The sequence below is a fragment of the Oceanicella sp. genome (assembly GCF_056449545.1).
In genome coordinates this window covers 39338-58937 of record NZ_JBWOMN010000027.1, presented here as the reverse complement: position 1 = coordinate 58937, position 19600 = coordinate 39338, and the positions used below count along the sequence as shown (strand labels likewise).

At 70.3% G+C, this 19600-nt stretch carries 13 protein-coding genes and 1 pseudogene; 4 read left to right on the top strand and 10 right to left on the bottom strand.

Annotated features, from left to right (window positions below):
* Positions 1-153 precede the first annotated feature (153 nt).
* Positions 154-504: pseudogene (locus tag AC1HC7_RS04655) on the top strand (adenylate/guanylate cyclase domain-containing protein); the annotation flags it as partial.
* A 262-nt stretch (positions 505-766) separates the two neighbouring features.
* On the opposite strand, the gene AC1HC7_RS04650 reads toward AC1HC7_RS04655, so the two are convergent.
* From AC1HC7_RS04650 to AC1HC7_RS04615, 8 genes are all read right to left on the bottom strand, one after another.
* A complete protein-coding gene (locus tag AC1HC7_RS04650) occupies positions 767-1447 on the bottom strand; it encodes an ABC transporter ATP-binding protein (protein WP_479495915.1) in 681 nt (226 codons plus the stop codon).
* Entirely contained in the window at positions 1440-2702 is a 1263-nt protein-coding gene (locus AC1HC7_RS04645) for a lipoprotein-releasing ABC transporter permease subunit (RefSeq protein WP_479495914.1), read from the bottom strand. Before AC1HC7_RS04645 ends, AC1HC7_RS04650 begins: the two co-directional genes overlap by 8 nt.
* A 184-nt stretch (positions 2703-2886) precedes the next feature.
* On the bottom strand, positions 2887-4224 hold the full coding sequence (gene proS, locus AC1HC7_RS04640; RefSeq protein ID WP_479496122.1) for a proline--tRNA ligase: 1338 nt from the start codon (positions 4222-4224) through the stop codon (positions 2887-2889).
* Between the two features lie 466 nt (positions 4225-4690).
* On the bottom strand, positions 4691-6295 hold the full coding sequence (locus AC1HC7_RS04635) for a Ppx/GppA phosphatase family protein (protein ID WP_479495913.1): 1605 nt from the start codon (positions 6293-6295) through the stop codon (positions 4691-4693).
* Between the two features lie 120 nt (positions 6296-6415).
* Entirely contained in the window at positions 6416-8686 is a 2271-nt protein-coding gene (locus AC1HC7_RS04630; protein WP_479495912.1) for an RNA degradosome polyphosphate kinase, read from the bottom strand.
* A 108-nt stretch (positions 8687-8794) separates the two neighbouring features.
* The gene (locus tag AC1HC7_RS04625) at positions 8795-9559 is read right to left on the bottom strand and encodes a P-loop NTPase family protein (RefSeq protein WP_479495911.1); all 765 of its coding nucleotides are present in this window, start codon (positions 9557-9559) and stop codon (positions 8795-8797) included.
* The gene (locus AC1HC7_RS04620) at positions 9556-10668 is read right to left on the bottom strand and encodes an AI-2E family transporter (protein WP_479495910.1); all 1113 of its coding nucleotides are present in this window, start codon (positions 10666-10668) and stop codon (positions 9556-9558) included. The genes AC1HC7_RS04625 and AC1HC7_RS04620 overlap by 4 nt, the downstream gene beginning before the upstream one ends.
* A gap of 79 nt (positions 10669-10747) precedes the next feature.
* Positions 10748-11542 (bottom strand): NAD kinase, encoded by a 795-nt coding sequence (locus AC1HC7_RS04615; protein ID WP_479495909.1) that lies wholly within the window; start codon positions 11540-11542, stop codon positions 10748-10750.
* Positions 11543-11782: 240 nt separating this feature from the next.
* Between AC1HC7_RS04615 and glyA the strand changes: the two genes are divergently transcribed.
* From glyA to ribD, 3 genes are all read left to right on the top strand, one after another.
* A complete protein-coding gene (gene glyA / locus AC1HC7_RS04610) occupies positions 11783-13075 on the top strand; it encodes a serine hydroxymethyltransferase (protein ID WP_479495908.1) in 1293 nt (430 codons plus the stop codon).
* Positions 13076-13340: 265 nt separating this feature from the next.
* Positions 13341-13808, top strand: coding sequence for a transcriptional regulator NrdR (gene nrdR, locus AC1HC7_RS04605; protein WP_479495907.1), 468 nt, complete (start codon positions 13341-13343; stop codon positions 13806-13808).
* A 3-nt stretch (positions 13809-13811) separates the two neighbouring features.
* Positions 13812-14996 carry a bifunctional diaminohydroxyphosphoribosylaminopyrimidine deaminase/5-amino-6-(5-phosphoribosylamino)uracil reductase RibD gene (gene ribD / locus AC1HC7_RS04600; RefSeq protein WP_479495906.1) on the top strand — a complete coding sequence of 395 codons (1185 nt, stop codon included), beginning with the start codon at positions 13812-13814 and terminating at the stop codon, positions 14994-14996.
* A gap of 29 nt (positions 14997-15025) precedes the next feature.
* Here the strand turns inward: ribD and AC1HC7_RS04595 are convergent, their stop codons facing one another.
* Together AC1HC7_RS04595 and AC1HC7_RS04590 are read right to left on the bottom strand one after the other, a co-directional pair.
* Entirely contained in the window at positions 15026-16078 is a 1053-nt protein-coding gene (locus AC1HC7_RS04595; protein ID WP_479495905.1) for an efflux RND transporter periplasmic adaptor subunit, read from the bottom strand.
* Positions 16075-19542 (bottom strand): efflux RND transporter permease subunit, encoded by a 3468-nt coding sequence (locus tag AC1HC7_RS04590; protein WP_479498730.1) that lies wholly within the window; start codon positions 19540-19542, stop codon positions 16075-16077. The genes AC1HC7_RS04595 and AC1HC7_RS04590 overlap by 4 nt, the downstream gene beginning before the upstream one ends.
* Positions 19543-19600: the final 58 nt, after the last annotated feature.

Genomic DNA, 19600 nt, shown 5'->3' with positions numbered 1-19600 from the left:
GCCGGCGACGAAAGCGGCGATCAGCCCCGCCCGGCCGCCGCGCAGTCGGGCGGGCGTTTGAGTTCGCCGGGCGCGCCCGTCAGCGGGACGAGGCATTTGAAGCGCAAGCTCACCACGATTTTCTGCGCCGACGGCGTGCAGTTCAGCGGATTGATGGAGACCGACGAGGCCGGGACCCTGAAGCGGCTCAACCGCTGTCGCGCGATCATGGCCGGCCTGTTCCAGCAACGCGACGGGCGCCAGGCGAACACCTGGGGCGACATGGTGATCGCCGAATTCCCCTCGGTGGTGGAGGCGGTGCGCTGCGCAGTGGATGTGCAGGACGCGATCTCGGCGGAAAACCGCGACCTGCCGGCGGAAAAGCAGATGTGGTTCCGCATCGGCGTCAATCTGGGCGACGTGCTGTTGGACGGCGGCGACCTCTACGGCGACGGGGTCAATGTGGCCGCGCGGCTGCAGGGGCTGGCGGCGCCGGGCGGCATCATGGTGTCGGGCACGGTGCGCGCGCTCACCCACAAGCAGCTGGCCGTCGGCTTCGACTTCGCCGGCGAGCAGAAGGTCAAGACCATCGCCGAACCCATCAAGAGCTGCAGCGTCCGCATGCGCGGCGAAAACGCCCCCCCATTATTCGCCGCCGCCGCCGCCCCCCGTCGGCGGACCGGATCCGCCCATGCGCGCCTCTCGTCAGCAATCGGTTTCGCCGCCGGCGACCGTCATGGGGGCGGTCCGGATCCGGTTTTCCCGGTCTGCGCGCGCGAACCCGGCGTCAGACCAGCGCGCCGCCTCGCAGCCGGACCACCCGGTCCATGCGCCCGGCCAGATCCAGATTATGGGTGGCGATCAGCGCCCCCAGCCCCTCGTCGCGCGCCAGCCCCAGCAGCAGATCAAAGACCATGGCCGCGGTCTCGGGATCCAGATTGCCGGTGGGCTCGTCGGCGAGCAGCAGACGCGGGCGATTGGCCAATCCCCGGCAGATCGCCACCCGCTGCGCCTCGCCCCCCGACAGCTCGGCCGGCCGGTGATCGGCGCGCGCCGACAGGCCCACGGCCTCGAGAAGATCGCGCGCCCGCGCCGCCGCCGCCCGCCGCCCGCGCCCGGCGGCCAGTTGCGCCAGCATGACGTTCTCGAGCGCCGAGAATTCCTGCATCAGATGATGGAACTGATAGACGAAGCCGACCTCGTCGCGCCGGATGCGGGTGCGCGCCCGGTCGCCAAGCCCCGAGGCCGCGCGCCCGTTGATCTCCACCTCGCCGCCGTCAGGCTGGTCCAGCAGCCCGGCGATGTGCAGCAGCGTCGATTTGCCGGCGCCCGAGGGCGCGACCAGCGCCACCACCTCGCCCGGCGCGATGACCAGATCGACGCCGCGCAGCACCGTCACCTCGCCCGGCCCGCCCTTGCCGTAGGCCCGGGTGACGCCGCTGAGGCGCAGGGTCGCGGCCTCATTCATAACGCAGCGCCTCCACCGGATCGAGCCGGGCCGCCCGGCGCGCCGGAAAGATGGTGACCAGAAAGCTCAGCCCCAGGGCCAGCGCCACGATGCGCCCCACGTCCCACAGCTTCAGTTCGGCCGGAAAGCGGGTCAGCATCCGCACCTCGGGGTTCCACACCCCGCCGCCGGCGAAATAGTTCACAACGTCGAAAATCGGGTCGATGTAGATCACGAACAGCACCCCGAGGACCACCCCGATCACGGTGCCGGCGATGCCGATCCCGGCGCCGCAGATGAAGAAGATGCGCTGCACCGAGCCCTGCGTCAGGCCCATGGTGCGCAGGATGCCGATGTCGCGGCCCTTGTTCTTCACCAGCATCACCAGGCCGGACACGATGTTCAGCGCGGCGATCAGGACCACCATGGACAGGATCATGAACATGGTGGCGCGCTCCAGATCCAGCGCCGACAGGAAGGCGCCGTTGGCGTCCTTCCAGGACCAGACCAGCGTGCCCGGCCCGGCGGCGGCGGCGATGGCCAGATCCAGCGCCCCGGGATCGGCGCGGCTGCCCAGTTCGTGCGGCCGCGCCACCAGCGCCTCCACCAGATCGGCGACGCCGTCGCGGTTGAAGAAATCCTGCGCCCGGTCGAACGGCATGTAGAGCCGGGTCTTGTCCACGTCGGCGCGCCCGATGCGAAACACGTAGACCACGCGAAAGGTCTGCTGCTTGGGGGCCATGCCAAACGGCGTCGCCAGCCCGTTGGGCAGGATCAGCAGCAGATCGTCGCCGACCCGCACGCCAAGCTCGCGCGCCACGCCCTCGCCGATCGCCACCCCCTTGTCGAAATCGTCGAGCGAACCCGCCGCGGCCTCGGGTTCGGCGATCCAGGGCAGGTCGCGCAGATCCGCCAGCCGGATGCCCCGCGCCACCACCCCGGCGTTGCGCTGCGCGCGGCTGGCCAGAACCTGGGATTCGATCATCGGCGCGGCCCGGATCACCCCGGGCACCGCGCCCACCCGCGCCGCGACGGCGTCATACGCCTTCAGGTCCCGCAGCGCCCGGCCGCTGTCATAGACGACCGCCGGATAGATCTTTATGTGCCCCTCGGCGCCGAGAATGCGGCTGGTGAACTCGGCGCGAAAACCGCCCATCACCGCCATGACCACGATCAGCGTGCCCACCGCCAGCGCGATCCCGGCCAGCGCGTACCAGACGATCACCGAGATCCCGCCCTCGCGGCGGCGCGCGCGCATGTAGCGCCAGGCGATCATCCACTCGAAGCCGGCGAAAGGCGGCGCGCCCCCCGCGCCTGAACGCCCACCCGCCTTGTCAGCACCCGACTTGCCCATCCCGTTCCCTTGCGCAACCCCGTGTGCCCCGGGCGCCCGTCTCCCGGCAGGGAGACGCGGCCGATGGGGCCTCGAAGGCCCCGGAGGCCGCTCGCCCCCGAAAAAGTCAGACGTTGAGAAAGATCGCCGCCAGCCGCGCCACCGCCGCGTCGGGGGTCATCTCCTCGCAGTCGCCGCTGCGCCGCTCGGTCAGCTCGACCAGGCCGTTCTTCAGCCCGCGCGGGCCGACGGTGACGCGCCAGGGCAGGCCGATCAGGTCCATGGCGGCGAATTTCGCCCCCGCCCGCTCGCTGCGATCGTCGTAAAGCGGATCGACCCCGGCGGCGCGCAGCTGCGCGTAGAGGGTCTCGCAGGCGGCGTCCACCGCCGCGTCGCCTTGACGGAGATTGACGATCCCGGCCCCGAACGGCGTCACGCCCTCGGGCCAGATGATGCCCTTGTCGTCATGATTGGCCTCGATCAGCGCCCCCACCAGCCGGCTGACGCCGATGCCGTGCGACCCCATGTGCACCGGCCTGCGCAGGCCCGCGCCATCGACCACCTCGGCGCCCATGGACTCCGAATACTTGGTGCCGAAGTAAAAGATCTGGCCCACCTCGATGCCGCGCGCCACCCGGCGGCGATCCTCGGGAACCGCGTCGAACAGCGCCGGATCATGGGTCTCGTCGGTGCGCGCATAGGGGGTGGTCCACTCGGCCTTGATCGCCTCCAGTTCGGCGCGATCGTCGTAATCCACCTCCCGGTCGCCCAGCGTCAGGTCGCTGACGGCGCTGTCATAGAACACCTCGCTCTCGCCGGTGTCGGCAAGCACCAGGAATTCATGGGTGTCGTCGCCGCCGATGGGGCCGCTGTCGGCGCGCATGGGAATGGCTTTCAGGCCCATGCGCTCATAGGTGCGCAGATAGGTCACCAGATGCCGGTTGTAGGCGTGCAGCGCGTCGGCCTTGGTCAGGTCGAAATTGTAGCCGTCCTTCATCAGAAACTCGCGCCCGCGCATCACCCCGAATCGGGGGCGCACCTCGTCGCGGAATTTCCACTGGATGTGATACAGCGTCAGCGGCAGCTGCTTGTAGCTGGTGACGTTGGCGCGGAAGATGTCGGTGATCATCTCCTCGTTGGTGGGACCGTAAAGCATGTCCCGGCCATGGCGGTCGCGGATGCGCAGCATCTCCGGCCCGTAGGCGTCGTAGCGCCCGCTTTCGCGCCACAGTTCGGCGGGCTGCAGCGTCGGCATCAGCATGGGCATGTGCCCGGCGCGCTGCTGTTCCTCATGCACGATGTTTTCCAGCCGGCGCAGCACCTTGAAGCCCATGGGCAGCCAGGAATAGATCCCGGCGCTGGCCTGCTTGATCATGCCCGCGCGCAGCATCAGCCGGTGCGAGGCGATCTGCGCCTCGGCGGGGGTCTCCTTCAGGACGGGCAGGAAGTAGCGGCTCAGGCGCATGCGGCTCATCTCTCGACTGTCGCGAGGGCCGCCCGGCGCGGCCGCCCGCGGCGGTTGGCTTGGAATGCCGGTGTAGGGGATGCGGCGCGCCCGCGCAATGGCCGGGGCCGCCCGGAGCGGCGCGGCCATTGCCCGGACGAATCAAATTGCCGCCCCAGCGCGAATCACCGGCGAGGCGAGTCCCGAGGATCTACTTATGCGCGAACGCTTGGTTAACCACACGCCGCAAGGCAATCTGTGGTCCAGTGCGCGATTGCAAAAACCGCCGCGGCGCGGCGACGCATCGCCAAATGGCCCGTTGATCCGGCGCGAATGCACGCATGGCTTGCGATAAGGCGAGGGCTTGCTAGTGTTCAGACGCCGATAACAAGGCTCAAGTCTAGGGGGGGCGGCTCGCGATTTCGCGAGCCGTTCTGTTTTCGGGACGCCGCGCGGCGCTATCTTGCGCCGCCCCCCTCGCCCGACTTCAATCCAGGTCCAGCGACGGCGCGACCCCAAGGCAGTCGGCCAGCGCCGCGAGCCGCTTTTCGACGATTTCCCCCGCCAGTTCCGCAACCTCCGGGCCAAGCCGCAAGCGCAGCGTCGCGGCATCCGGCGCCAGCGCCGTCGCGGGCAGCACGCCGGGCGTCGAGCCCGACAGCATGGCCCCGAGCCGGATCGCGCGGCCCAGCATCCGCGCCTCGGCCTGATCGGCGTCGCTCAGCAGGTCCAGCGCCCGCCCCCAGCTGCGTTGCTTGCCCGAGGATTTGTAGCGGTGGCGCAGGGCGGCGCCGATGAAGGCGCGCTCGCCATGGCCGACGCCCGACAGGTTGGCGCGGTAGACGGTTTCGAAACAGGCCTGATCGCGATAGTCGGGATGGCTGTTCCAGCTCACGTCGTTGAGCAGGCAGGCGGCCTCGATCAGCCGGCGCCGCGATTTCGGGGCCCCCGGGAACAGCGGCCAGATCCACTCGGTCAGCTCCTGCCCGAAGCCGGGAAAACGGGCGCTGTGGCGCTCCATGGCCAGCGCGGCGGACAACAGCGGATCCTCGGCCCTGCGCGCTTCGGACAGGTGTTCGAACAGCACCCCCTCGCGCAGTCCGAAAGCCGAGATCGCAACCCGCCCGGGCGCCGCCATGCGGATCAGCCGCGCCAGCACCCGCGCCCCCAGCGGCATCACCGCCAGACGCGCTTGCGAGGCGTTGACCTCGGCGCACAGCGCGTCGGGGGTCTGTTCGGCGATCTCGTCGGCCAGCGCCAGCATCTCCTCGGCGGGCAGTTCGTATTCGTGCAGCACCTGGATGGGGTGCCCGGCGCGAGCCATGTGAATCTTGGCCAGCGCCCGCCAGGCGCCGCCCACCAGATACAGCACGCCGCCCCTGGCCCCGAGCAGCTTGCCCGCCGCATCCAGTTCCGCGTCGACGCGCCGGTCTATGGCCTTGGCGCCGTCTTTCGCATCCAGCCCCGCCAGACGCAGCGGACCGAGCGCGAAACTGGCGCCCATGCCCACGCGGCCGTCGCCGACCCGGGCCAGTTCCAGCGAAGCGCCGCCCAGATCCGCGACAAGCCCGTCGGCGCCGGGCCAGCCCAGCAGCACCCCCTGCGCCGCCAGCCGCGCCTCGTCGGCGCCGCTGGCCACCCGCAGCCGCAGGCCGGTTTCGGCCTCCACCGCGTCGCGGAACGCCGCGCCGTCGCTGGCCTCGCGCACCGCGGCGGTGGCGACGCCGTCGAGCACGCAGACCCGCATCCCCCGCGCCAGCGCGGCGAAGCGGCGGATCGCCGCCATGGCGCGGGTCCAGCCTTCGGGCGACAGGGCGCCGGTGTCGTTGAGGTCGCGCCCCAGCCCGCAGAGCACCTTTTCGTTGAAGAAATAGGCCGGCGATCGGGTCGCGGCCTCGAACACCACCAGGCGCACGGAATTCGACCCCACATCGACCACCCCGACGCGCCGGCGCGATGCGCGCGCCGGCCAGGCGTCGTCGTCGGACCTGGCCGAACAGGCGGAACTGGCGGATTTCGCGCCGCGGGATTCGGATTTCGCGCTGCGGGATTTCCGGGATCGCATTTTCCGGCGTCGCGGGTCTCGGGCCATGTCCTGATCCGGGCGTCGCGCGCCCGCCTTCCAAACGCCAACCGATTTTTTTCCGTGACACGGCGCGCCGCGCCCCGTCAAGTCCCGTCACAAGCCCCGACAAGCCCCGAAATGGCCTTGTCAGGAGGCGAGCGCATCCGGGCCGGGCGCGGCGGCGCCCTCTGCGACGCCCTCTGCGGCGCCCCCTGCGGCGCCCTCTGCGGCGGCGGATCCCGTGGTGCGGCGGCGGGTCAGGCGCGGCGCGTCCTCGGCGCCGGCGCGCCCGCGCCCGGACAGCGACGGGTAGCGCATGAAGAATTCATGGCAGTTGAACGCCTCCTCGCCGGGCGGCGCGGCGGCGCGCAGCCAGACGCCGTCGGGCTGCAGCACCCAGCTCTGGGCCTCGTCGCGCAGATTGGCGGCCATCACCTGATCGAGGATCTGGGCGCGCACCGTGTCATTGGTGATCCGCACCATGGTCTCCACCCGCCGGTTGAGGTTGCGCCCCATCCAGTCGGCAGAGGAGATCCAGACCTCGGCGCTGGCGCCGGGCAGATCCCCGCCATTGCCAAAGCAGACGATGCGCGAATGTTCGAGAAACCGCCCGACCACGGATTTGACCCGGATGTTCTCGGACAGACCCGGCGCGCCGGGCCTGAGCCCGCAGATGCCGCGCACCACCAGATCAATGCGCACCCCGGCCTGCGAGGCCCGGTAGAGCGCGTCGATCAGGGAGGGCTCCACCAGCGCGTTGACCTTGGCCCAGACCCGCGCCGGGCGCCCGGCGCGGGCGTGCCCGATCTCGCGCTCCAGGGCCTCCAGCAGATGCTGTTTCAGCGAATTGGGCGACAGGCGCACGTTTTCCAGCCCCACCGGTTCGGCATAGCCGGTGATGTAGTTGAACAGCCGCGCCGCGTCGCGCCCCAGCGCCGGGTCGCAGCTGAACAGGCTGAGATCGGTGTAGATGTTGGCGGTGATCGGGTGGTAGTTGCCGGTGCCCCAATGGGTGTAGGTGACCAGCGCGCCGTTTTCGCGCCGCACCACCATCGACGCCTTGGCATGGGTCTTCCAGTCGAGAAAACCGTAGACCACCTGCGCGCCGGCGCGCTCCATCTGGCGCGACAGGCGGATATTCGCGGCCTCGTCGAAGCGCGCCTTCAGTTCGATCAGCGCGGTGACCGACTTGCCGTCCTCGGCGGCCTCGCACAGCGCCGCGACGATGGGGCTGTTCTTGGATGTCCGGTACAGGGTCTGCTTGATCGCCACCACATCGGGGTCGCGCGCCGCCTGACGCAGGAAATCCACCACCGAATCAAAGCTTTCATAGGGGTGGTGCAGCAACATGTCCTTCTGGCGGATGGCGGTGAATATGTCGCCGTTATGGTCCTTGACGCGTTCGGGCACCCGCGGCGTGTAGGGCGGGAACAGCAGGTCGGGGCGGTCGCGGATCACCAGTTCGCTCAGATCGCGGATGCCGATCACGCCGGCGATCTCGATCACCTCGTCGCGCGCCACGTGCATCTCGTCGGCGATCGAGGTCTTCAGCCGCGTGGGCGCCCCCGCCGCGATCTTCAGGCGGATCACCTCGCCGCGCCGGCGCCGCTTCAGCGCGGTTTCGAATTCGCGCACCAGGTCCTCGGCCTCCTCCTCGACCTCCAGATCGCTGTCGCGCAGCACCTTGAAGGCGGCGTGGCCGGTCATCTCGTAGCCCGGGAACAGCCGGTCGAGAAACAGCTGCATCAGCCGTTCCAGGGGCAGGAAGCGGATGGCCTCGGGGCGCCCGCCCTCCAGTCGCACGAAGCGCTTCACCTGTTGGGGCACCGGCAGAAGCGCATCGAGCCGTTCTCCGTCGACGATGCGCCGCAATTCCAGCGCCAGCGCAAAGCCGGCGTTGGGGATGAAGGGGAAGGGATGCGCCGGGTCGATGGCCAGCGGGGTCAGCACCGGGAACACCTCGCGGATGAAGTAGTCCTCCAGCCGCGCGATGTCGGCGGCGGTCAGGTCCTCGTGCTTGAGCACATGGATCCTTTCGCGCGCCATCTCGGCGCGCAGATCCTCCCAGGCGGTCTGCTGGCGCTGCATCAGCGCGCGGGCCTCGGCGTCGATGCGTTCAAGCTGCTGCGCGGCGGTGAGCCCGTCATGGGACCGGGTCTCCACCCCGCCGCGCACCAGCCCGCGCAGTCCGGCGACGCGCACGGTGTAGAATTCATCGAGATTGGCCCCCGAGATCGACAGGAATCGCACCCGTTCCAGCAGCGGGTGATTGGGGTTCTCGGCCTCCTCCAGCACCCGCCAGTTGAAGGCGATCCAGGACAGTTCGCGATTGAAGAAGCGTTCGGGGCTTTCAAGGTCGAAGGGCGCGACGTGGTCGGGGTCCGGGGCGCAGGTTTCGTTGAGAAAATCGCTTCGCATGGCGTGGGGCTCTTCCTGGCGTTGGTCGTTGGCGCGAGTCTATATCATGGCGCGCGCGGCTTGGCACGGCGCCGCCGGCCCGGACGAGCCGCGGGGCCAGCGATCGTCTCATCCCCCGTCTTCGTCGCGCCCCCTCTCCGTCTTCGTCGCGTCCGCAGGCGCGGCCTCCGGCGTCAGGCCCAAGGCCTCGGCGGCGAAGGAGCGGGTGATCTCGCGCCGCCGGCCCATGGCCGCGCGGTCGAGCAGGGACACCGCCGCCTCGGCGGCGGCGAAGGACCGTTCCAGCCGCAGCGCCAGAAACGGCGCCACCGAGGGGCGAATCGCCACCTGCCGGTCGGCGAACAGCTTTTCGATCAGCGCCTGGAACAGCGCGTCGTCAGGCGGGGCCAGCCGCGCCAGCGCCATGGCCTGCAGGCGCGAGGCGAGGTCCGGCGTGGCGATCGCCCAGCGCGCCGGCGCGTCGCGCCCGGTGACCAGCAACGCCCCGCCCGCGGCGCCGAGCCGGTTGTGCAGATGAAACAGCGCCGCTTCGGCCGCCGCCGGATCGACGGCGTCGCGCAACCGGTCCGCGTCCTCGACCGCCACGGCGCCCGCCTCCGCCAGCGCCACCGGGTCGGCGCCGACAAGGTCGCGCGCGGCGATGATCGCGGCGCCGCTTTCGGCGGCCCAGACATGGGCCAGATGGGTCTTGCCGGCGCCCTCGGGCCCGCACAGCGCCAACCGCCCGCCGGGCCAGTCGCGCCAGCCGTCGATCATCGCCACCGCCTCGCCATTGGCCGCCGACACGTAGAAATCCGCGCGCCCGCGCGCCGGGCGGGTCGGCAGGTCGAACACCAGTTGACGAGGCGCGCCCGGCGGCCCGGATCCGGTCACGACGCGCCCCCGGCGCCGTCGGGCGGATCCGCCGCCGGGCGCGCCTCGATCCGGCGCCCGATCGCGCCCTTGTAAAGCGGCCCGGCCATGTATTGGGCCAGCGCAAAGCGGGAAAACACCCCGATGCAGGCGGCGGTGGGCACCGCGACAAGCATGCCGGTGAAGCCCATCAGCGACCCGAAGGCCGACAGCGCGAACATCAGCCAGACCGGATGCAGCCCGACCGAGCCGCCCACCAGCCGCGGGGTCAGGAAATTGCCCTCCACCGCCTGCCCGATCAGGAAGATCGCCGCCACCGCCGCGATCCAGACCGGCTCGCCCCAGAACTGGAACAGCGCCACGCCGATCGACAGCAAGCCGCCGAGGATCGAACCGATGAACGGAATGAAGCTGATCAGCCCGGCGAACAGCCCGATCATCAGCCCGAATTCCAGCCCCACCGCCATCAGCGCCAGCGCATAGAACGCCCCGAGGATGCCGCAGACCGTCAGTTGCCCGCGCACGAACCCGGCCAGCGCCGCGTTCACCTCGCGCGCCAGCTTGCGGATCACCGGCAGGTGGTCGCGCGGCGCCCAGTTGTCGATATGGGCGATCATCCGGTCCCAGTCGAGCAGCAGGTAGAACGCCACCACCGGGGTGATCACCAGCAGCATCACGAAATCGATCAGCGCCAGCCCGCCGGACCAGGCGCTCTGCACCAGCGTCACGCTCCAGGATTTGATGTTCTCGCGCAGGCTGGCCAGCGCGGTGTCCAGCATGGATCCCGGGCGGATCTGGTCGGGGAAGCGCTGATCGAAGAAGCCGCGCGCCTGCTCCACATAGGCGGGGATCTGGCCGACGAGGTCGCGCAGCTGCCCCAGCAGCGCCGGGACCACCAGCAGCAGAAACGCCAGGAACACCGTCGCCATGATCAGCGTGATCACCGTGGTGGCGGCGATGCGCCCGAGCCCGGCGCGCTCCAGCCGATCGGCGATCGGGTCGAGGAAATAGGCCAGCGCCGCCCCGGCCAGATAGGGCAGCAGGCTGTCGGACAGGAACCAGGTGAAGGCGATCAGCAGCGCCAGGCCGATCAACCACCAGCGCACCTGCTCAGCGACGCTCAGCGACATGGCGATCTATCCTTCCGAGGGGGCGCGACCGGATGGGGCGCGACGTTGCGGGGCGCGACCGGATGGAGCCTGGCGCGGCTCATGCGAATTGTTCGAGAATCAGGCGCTCTTCAAGCCCGTGGCCGGGGTCGAACAGCAGGGTGTGGGTGATCTTCGGCTCGATGGCGATCTCGACCCTGGTCACGTTGCGCATCTCCACATTGTCGGCGGTGGCCGAAACCGGGCGTTTGTCGGGGTCGATCACCTTCAACGTCACCGTGGCGGTGCGCCCCAGCAGCGCCCCGCGCCAGCGCCGGGGCCGGAAGGCGGAAATCGGGGTCAACGCCAGGATCCCGGCGTTGATCGGCAGAATCGGCCCATGCGCGGAATAGTTGTAGGCGGTGGAGCCCGCCGGGGTCGCCACCATCACCCCGTCGCAGACCAGTTCCGCCAGTCGTTCGCGCCCGTCGATGAGGATCTGGATCTTCGCCGCCTGATGGCGCTGGCGCAGCAGCGCCACCTCGTTGATCGCCAGTTCCTCGCGGGTCCGGCCGTTGGCGTCGGTGGCGATCATGCGCAGCGGGTTGATGCGCGCCGCTTCGGCGGCGGCGAGGCGGGCGCGCAGGTCGGTTTCCGAATAGTCGTTCATCAGGAATCCGACGGTGCCGCGATGCATGCCGTAGACCGGGATCGGCGCGGTTTCGGTCTCGTGCAGGGTCTGGAGCATCAGCCCGTCGCCGCCGAGCGCCACGATCACGTCGGCCTCCTCGCGCGCGACCTGCCCGTACCGCGCCACCAGCGCCCTGAGCGCGGTCTGCGCGGCGGGCGCGTCGCTGGCGCAAAACCGGATTCCGGCCAACTGGCCCGCGTCCCGGGTCGAAACTCTCTGATCCACCTGATATCCTTGCTGCCCGCAGGCCCTGCCCCGTGGTTATGCGCGAGTTTGACCTGCCCGGCGCTCGGCTTCAACCGCCGCCTGACCCGTGCGACCTTGGTCCTGCGGCGATCTGACTTCGCATTGGGCGGCGCAAACGCCGCAACTGGGCCAAGACAAGCGGGATCGCGGGCGTTAAACACCAGGCGCAAGCCGCTCAGGCCGACGCCGCCTTTCGCCCCGCATTCAAGGAGCCCAGCCATGACCGCATCGACCCAAGCCGATTTCTTCGCCCAGAGCCTCGCCGACCGCGATCCGGCGGTGTTCGCCGCGGCCAGCGACGAACTGACCCGCCAGCGCGACGAGATCGAATTGATCGCCTCGGAAAACATCGTGTCTCGGGCGGTGATGCAGGCCCAGGGCTCGGTGCTCACCAACAAATACGCCGAAGGCTATCCGGGGCGGCGCTACTACGGCGGCTGCGAGCATGTGGACGTGGTCGAATCGCTGGCCATCGCCCGGGCCTGCGAACTGTTCGGCTGCGACTTCGCCAACGTGCAGCCGCATTCGGGATCCCAGGCCAATCAGGCGGCGTTCATGGCGCTGATGCAGCCCGGCGACACGTTTCTGGGCATGGATCTGTCCGCGGGCGGGCATCTGACCCACGGGGCGCGGCCCAACCAGTCCGGGAAATGGTTCAACGCGGTGCATTACGGGGTGCGCCCGCAGGACAGCCGCATCGACTACGACGACGTGGCGGCCAAGGCGCAAGCCCACAAGCCCAAGGTGATCATCGCCGGCGGATCGGCAGTGCCCCGCCAGATCGATTTCAAGGCGTTCCGCGAAATCGCCGATGCGGCGGGCGCGACGCTGATGGTGGACATGGCGCATTTCGCCGGACTGGTGGCGGGCGGCCAGCATCCCAACCCGCTCGATCATTGCCACGTGGCGACCACGACGACCCACAAGACCCTGCGCGGGCCGCGCGGCGGCATGATCCTGACCAACGACGCGGCGCTGGCGAAGAAGTTCAACTCGGCGATCTTTCCGGGCTTGCAGGGCGGGCCGCTGATGCATGTGATCGCCGCCAAGGCGGTGGCCTTCGGCGAGGCGCTGCGTCCCGATTTCCGCGCCTATTGCGCGCAGGTGGTCAAGAACGCCCGGGCGCTGGCCGGGGAACTGATGAAAGGCGGGCTCGACATCGTCACCGGCGGCACCGACACGCATCTGATGCTGGTGGATCTGCGCCCCAAGGGGGTGAAGGGCAACGAAGCCGAGGCCGCGCTGGGCCGCGCCAACATCACCTGCAACAAGAACGGCATCCCCTTCGATCCGGAAAAGCCGACGGTGACCTCCGGGGTGCGGCTCGGCACGCCGGCGGGCACCACAAGGGGCTTTGACGAGGCGGCGTTCGGCGAGATCGGGGAGATGATCGTCGAGGTGCTCGACGGGCTTGCCGCCAACGGGCCCGAGGGCAACGGCGCGGTCGAATCGGCGGTGAAGGCGCGCGCCACGGCGCTGTGCCGGGCGCATCCGATCTACGCCGGGCTCTGATCCGCGCCGGCCTGACCCCGCCGTCCCGAAAACGCCAGCGGCGTTTCCCGCGGGGCTGACGCCCCGCCGCGCAGGCGAAGGGCCTGCGCCGGGACGGCTTGGCGCATCGCGCCCGGCGCGGCGCTTGGCGAGACCACCGCCGGGCGCCGGGTCGCGACCTGATCGCCACACATTCCGGCCCACATCTGGACACGCGGTCAGGAGCCTACCCAACACCTCGCGGGGCGCCTATAGTCGCAGCGTCGCTTTGAGGGAGGGGGACAAGATGCGCTGTCCGTTTTGCGGAAACATCGACACCCAGGTGAAAGACAGCCGTCCGGCCGAGGATCACGTGGCGATCCGGCGTCGGCGATACTGCCCGGCCTGCGCGGGGCGTTTCACCACCTATGAACGGGTGCAGCTGCGCGACCTGACGGTGATCAAGAAAACCGGCAAGCGCGAGGAGTTCGACCGCGACAAGCTGGCGCGATCGATCCGCATCGCCTTGCAGAAGCGCCCGCTGGACCCGGACCGCATCGACCAGATGATTTCAGGCATCGTGCGCCGCCTGGAGAGCACCGGCGATTCGGACGTGCCTTCGGACGCCATCGGCCAGATCGTCATGGAGACCCTGGCGCGCATCGACACCGTCGCCTATGTGCGTTTCGCCTCGGTCTACAAGAATTTCCAGGAAGCCGACGATTTCGAGGATTTCGTCGCCGAGCTGCGCCCGAATCCCTCCGCGGAGAGCTGATCCGTGAGCACCCCGGGCTCTGACTCCGGGTCCGGGCCGCGTGCCGAGGACCGGCGCTGGATGCGGCTGGCGCTGGCGCTGGGGCGCCGCGGCCTTGGGCGGGTGGCGCCCAACCCCGCCGTCGGCTGCGTGCTGGTCCGGGAAAGACCGGGGACCGGCGGACGGCTGATCGGGCGCGGCTGGACCCAGCCCGGCGGCCGCCCCCATGGCGAACGGGTGGCGCTGGACCAGGCCGCGGCCGCCTTCGGCCCGGACGCCGCGCGCGGCGCCACCGCCTATGTCACGCTCGAACCCTGCGCCCATCACGGCCGCACCCCGCCCTGCGCCGACGCGCTGGCGGATGCGGGCGTCGCCCGGGTGGTCGCCTGCATGAGCGACCCCGATCCCCGCGTGCAGGGGCGGGGATTCGACCGCCTGCGCGCCGCCGGGGTCACGCTCGACATCGGCGTGATGGCGGATCAGGGGCGGGCCCTCAACGCCGGGTTTCTCATGCAGAAAGCCCGGGGGCGGCCGCTGCTGACGCTGAAGCTCGCGGCCAGTCTTGACGGGCGCATCGCCACCGCCGCGGGCGAAAGCCGCTGGATCACCGGACCGCGGGCCCGCGCGCGCGTGCATCTGATGCGCGCGCAGGCGGATGCGCTGCTGGTGGGCGCGGCCACGCTGCGCGCCGACGATCCGATGCTTGACGTGCGGCTTCCCGGGCTCGAGACCTGCGCCCCGTTGCCGGTGCTGCTGGACGGGGGGCTGCGGCTGGCGCCCGACAGCCGGCTGGCGCGCGCCGCGGCGCGCCGACCGGTGCTGCTGCTGCATGCGGCGGGCGCGGCGCGCACCCGCGGCGTGCGGGCGGCGGCGCTGCGCGATCTGGGGGTGGAGCTGGCGGCCGTCGCCGCCGACGCGAATGGCCGGCTGGACCTCGACGCGGCGCTGGCGCTGCTGGGCCGGCGCGGATTGACCCGGGCGCTGTGCGAGGGCGGCGGCACGCTGGCCGCGGCGCTGCTTCGCGCCGATCTGGTGGATGAGCTGGCGTGGTTTTCGGCCGGCGCGGCGCTGGGCGCGGAGGGGCGCGCGGCGGTGGGCGCGCTGGGGCTGGAGCGGCTCGACGCGGCGCCGCGATTCGATCTGGACGGGGTCGAGACCCTGGGCCCCGACCTGCTCAGCCGCTGGACCCGGCGCCGGTCCGCGGCCTGACCGCGCCCGGCGCGGCCCGGCGGGGCGCGTCACCAGACCACGCGGTCGCCTTCCTTCAGCCCGCTCAGCACCTCGACCCGCCCGTCGACCATGCGTTCGCCGATGGTGACCATCCGCCGCGCGGCCCGATCGCCCTCGAGCACGGTCACGAAAACCAGCTGGCCGATGCGTCGCACCGCCTCGGCGGGGGCCAGCAGTCGCGGCCGCAGACCCGCCGGCACCGCGACCCGCGCGAACATGCCCTCGAACAGTCGCGGGTCGCTTTCGAGCCGGAGCTTCACCAGCAGCGTGCGGGCGCCGGGTTCGGCATAGGGCACGATCTCATCCACGGGCGCGGTCACGGTCTCGCCCAGGGTGGACAGCTCCACCCGCAGCCGATCGCCGACCTTGAGATGCACCGCGAGGGATTCGCGCACCGGCGCGTTCACCCGCAGGGAGTCCGGATCATAGAGCCGCAGCAGCGCCTGCCCCGGCGCGGTGGTGTCGCCGGGCTCCGCCAGCCGGTCGATCACCCGCCCCGGCGCGGGGGCGAGAATCCGGGTGTAGGACAGCGCGGTGCGCGCTTCGTCGAGGCTTTGGGTCAGGCGGTCGACCTCGGCCCGGGCGGTGAGGGAGTCCGACACCGCCTGATCATAGCGGTTGCGCGCGGTGACGCCGCGCTTCAGCAGTTCCTCGGCGCGGGCCAGTTCCTGCTCGGCCAGATCGCGGCGGGCCTCGGCGGCGCGCAGGGCCTCGCGCGCCTGGCGCACCCGGGAATCCAGATCGCGGGCGTCGAGAACCACCAGCAGGTCGCCCGCCTCCACCAGATCGCCGGCGGCGACGCGCACCTCCTCGATGCGCGACAGGATGCGCGCCGCCACCGTGGTGCGGCGCGAGGATTCGATGGCGCCGCTGGTCCATTCCACGGCGCGCCCCACCACCTTTTCCACCGGAACGATCCGCAGATCCGGCGACAGCGCCGGCGCGGGCGATTCGACGATCCCCGGCTGGATCTTGTCCTCGAACCAGCCCGAAAGCCAGGCCACGGCGAAGACGATGGCGCCCAGGCCCAGAATGCCGGAAACGGCGCGGCGAAGCGTCATGCGGAGCCTCCTTCGCTGTCAGCGCCGGGCAGCCCGTGCCCCGGCTTGCGGCGATAGACGAGATCATAGGTGACCGGCACCACCAGCAGGGTGAAGGCGGTCGACACCAGCAGCCCGAAGATCAGCGACCATGCCAGCCCGGAAAACACCGGGTCGAGGGTGATCGGCGCCGCCGCCAGCATCGCCGTGCCGGCGGTGAGCACGATGGCGCGGGTGCGCGCGGCGCCCGCCTGCAGCAGGGCCTCGCGCAGGGTCGAGCCGCGTTTCAGCGCCATGTGCAGGAATTCGATCAGCAGGATGGCGTTGCGCACCGCGATGCCCGACAGCGCGATCATGCCGATCATGCCGGTGGCGGTGAAGAAGGTGGGGTTGCCATAGCCCCCGATCGGCGCCCCGCCCCATGCGTTGAGCAGCCAGAATCCGGGCATGATGCCGATCAGCGTCAGCGGGATCGAGATCATCAGGATCAGCGGCATGGCGTAGCTCGACGTCTGGTAGACAAGGATGAAATAGATGCCGATCAGCGCCGCCCCGAAGGCGATGCCCAGATCGATGAACACGTCCACGGTGATGTTCAGCTCGCCCTCGCCAAGCCAGTCGACGCGCGCGCCTTCGGGCAGGCGCCAGGGCACGCCGCCGCCGGAATTCAAGTAGGTGCGCCCGGCCAGCGGGCGCGGGTCGAGTGCGGGGGTGGTGGGGGCGCCGGGCGCCGCGTCGCCCGCCACGAGATCGGCGGTCACATCGACGATGATTTCCGCCGGCGCCCGGCCCACCGCTTCGGCGAACACATAGACCACCGGGGCCAGATCCTTGTGATGGATGGCCTTTTCGGTGGGGACGGTCTTGAACGCCCCCAGTTCGCCAAGGCGCACGATGGGGATGGGCGCGTCGCGCACCCCGGCGCGTTCGCGGATCTTGACGATGCCGGGGCGCCCCTTCACCGCCAGCCCGTTCAACGGCGCCAGCCCCGAACGCGCGTCGCGCGGCAGCCGCATGCGGATCATCAGCGGGTTGGCCTCGCCCGGTTCGTGCAGGCGGGCGACGTCATGGCCGCTGAGCGCCATGGACACGGTTTTCGCCACGTCCTCGGCGGCGACCCCCGACAGCGCCGCCTTTTCCTGATCGGTGACGAAGACGAACCGATCGGAGTCATCCTCGACCGTGGTGTCGATGTCCGATACCCCGGGCTCCGCCTGCAGGCGCGCCTCCACCGCCCGCGCCGCCGCGCGCAGCCGGGCGTAGGGCGTGCCCGGTTCGCCGTAGATCTCGGCCGTCACCGTGGCCAGCACCGGCGGTCCGGGGGGCACCTCGACGATCTTGATGCGCGCGCCGTCGGCGGCGGCCACCGCCTCCAGCTGATCGCGCAGGCGCAGGGCTATCTCGTGCGACTGCATCCGGCGCTGGCGCTTGCCCGCCAGATTGACCCGGATCTCGCCCACATTGGGCCCGCGCCGCAGGTAGTAGTGGCGCACCATGCCGTTGAAATCCATCGGCGAGGCCAGCCCGACGTAAAGCTGGAAATCCTTGACCTCCGGGGCCTGGCGCAGCACCTCGGCGAGTTTGCGCGCCACCGCGTCGGTGGCTTCCAGCGTCGCGCCCTCGGGCGGGTCGATGAGGATCTGCAATTCGTTCTTGTTGTCGAAGGGCAGCATCTTCAGCGGCACGGACCGGGTCGCCGCCAGCATCGCCGCGCCGAGAAACAGCGCCAGCGTCACGGCGAGCAGCGTCCAGGCCAGAAGGCGGCGGTTGAGAAACGGCTCCAGAATCGCGGCGTAGGCGCGATAGAGGATCGTCGGGACCTCCTCGCCCTCGTCGGCGGGGATGTCATGGGCGGGCTTGCCGCGCAGCGCCCGCCAGGCGAGCCACGGGGTTATGGCGAAGGCCACCAGCATGGACATGGCCATGGCGATGGGCACGTTGAGCGCCATGGGCTGCATGTAGGGGCCCATCATGCCGGTGATCAGCATCATCGGCAGAAAGGACACCATCACCGCCAGGGTCGCCAGCACGATCGGCGGGCGCACCTCGTTCACCGCGTTGCGGATCGCGTCGAGGGTCGATTCGCGACCCCGCGCCAGATGCCGGTGGATGTTCTCCACGTCGACGATCGGGTCATCGACCACCAGCCCCAGCGACAGGATCAGCGCGAACAGCGTCACCCGGTTGATGGTGTAGCCGGCCCAGTAGTTGATCAGCAGCGTCAGCGCGAAGGTGATCGGCACCGCGGCGGCCACCACCAGCCCCTCGCGCCAGCCGAGGCTGTAGGCGATCAGCCCGACGACGATCAGGATGGCGACGGCGAGCGCCTCGAACAGGTCGTTGACCTTTTCGTCGGCGGTCGCGCCGTAGTCGCGGGTGATGCGGTAATGCACGCCCTCGGGGAAATGGGTCCGGGCCAGTTCGACGAGCCGATCCTTGATGCGTTCGGAGACCCGCACCGCGTTGGCGCCCTTCTGCTTGGCGATGGCGATGTGCACGGCGGGAAAGAAGCGCCCCGGCGCGTCCGCTTCCCCGCTTGCCCCATCGCCCAGACCGTCAGCCGGGCCGTCGTGCAGGCCGTCGCCCAGGCCGTCAGCCGGGCCAAAACCGATCCAGCTGTAGCCGGTGCGCTCAGCCGGGCCGTCCGCCACCCGCGCCACGTCCTGCAGGAACACCGGCACGCCGTCGACCACGTTGACCACGGTGCGGCGGAGATCGTCGACGCCCTCGAAGAACTTCCCGGCCTCGACGGTGAAATTGCGCCCAAGCTGGTCAAGCTCGCCGGCGGGCAGGCGCATGTTGGACACCTGCAGCGCGAAAGCCACGTCCAGCGGCGAGGTCTGGCGCGCCGACAGCGCGTCGGGCTGCAATTCCACCCGGATCACCCTCGGGCGGCCGCCGATCACCTCGGTGCGGTTGGTTTCGGGAATCGCCTGCAGCTCGATCTCCACCTCCTCGGCGATGCGGCGCAGGGCGTAGTCGTCGATCTCCTCGGGGCGGTCGCTCCAGAGCGTTGCGTTGACGATGGGCACGTCGTCGATCTCGATCGGCTTGACCACCCAGGACTTCACGTCCGGCGGGATCACGTCGATGTTGGAAAACACCTTGTTGTAGATTTTCACCAGGCTGTTCTCGCGGTCCTCGCCCACGTAGAAGCGCACGGTGACCACGGTTCGCCCGGTGCTGGAGACTGAATACACGTGTTCGACGCCGTCGATCTGAAACAGCAGCTTTTCCAGCGGCGTGGCGATCTGGCGTTCGACTTCGTTCACCGACAGGCCCGGCGCCGACACGATCACGTCGGCCATGGGCACGACGATCTGGGGTTCTTCCTCGCGCGGGGTCAGCGACACCGCGGCGAAGCCGGCGATCAGCGCGACGACGATCAGCAGCGGCGCAAGATCGCCGCGCAGGAACAGATCGACGATGCGCTCCATGAGCGTCGACGATCCGGCTTTCGACCGGTTCGGGGATTGATCAGTCACGCCAGGACCGCCCCGCCGCCGCATGCCGCCGCGCGGGCCCGGCCCGGCGACCATGTCT

What these genes read in the sequence shown, in the direction of transcription:
- AC1HC7_RS04650 (WP_479495915.1), bottom strand. Translation starts at nt 1,447, where the DNA reads ATGAATGAGGCCGCGACCCTGCGCCTCAGCGGCGTCACCCGGGCCTAC.
- AC1HC7_RS04645 (WP_479495914.1), bottom strand. Translation starts at nt 2,702, where the DNA reads ATGATCGCCTGGCGCTACATGCGCGCGCGCCGCCGCGAGGGCGGGATC.
- proS (WP_479496122.1), bottom strand. Translation starts at nt 4,224, where the DNA reads ATGCGCCTGAGCCGCTACTTCCTGCCCGTCCTGAAGGAGACCCCCGCC.
- AC1HC7_RS04635 (WP_479495913.1), bottom strand. Translation starts at nt 6,295, where the DNA reads ATGGCCCGAGACCCGCGACGCCGGAAAATGCGATCCCGGAAATCCCGC.
- AC1HC7_RS04630 (WP_479495912.1), bottom strand. Translation starts at nt 8,686, where the DNA reads ATGCGAAGCGATTTTCTCAACGAAACCTGCGCCCCGGACCCCGACCAC.
- AC1HC7_RS04620 (WP_479495910.1), bottom strand. Translation starts at nt 10,668, where the DNA reads ATGTCGCTGAGCGTCGCTGAGCAGGTGCGCTGGTGGTTGATCGGCCTG.
- glyA (WP_479495908.1), top strand. Translation starts at nt 11,783, where the DNA reads ATGACCGCATCGACCCAAGCCGATTTCTTCGCCCAGAGCCTCGCCGAC.
- nrdR (WP_479495907.1), top strand. Translation starts at nt 13,341, where the DNA reads ATGCGCTGTCCGTTTTGCGGAAACATCGACACCCAGGTGAAAGACAGC.
- AC1HC7_RS04595 (WP_479495905.1), bottom strand. Translation starts at nt 16,078, where the DNA reads ATGACGCTTCGCCGCGCCGTTTCCGGCATTCTGGGCCTGGGCGCCATC.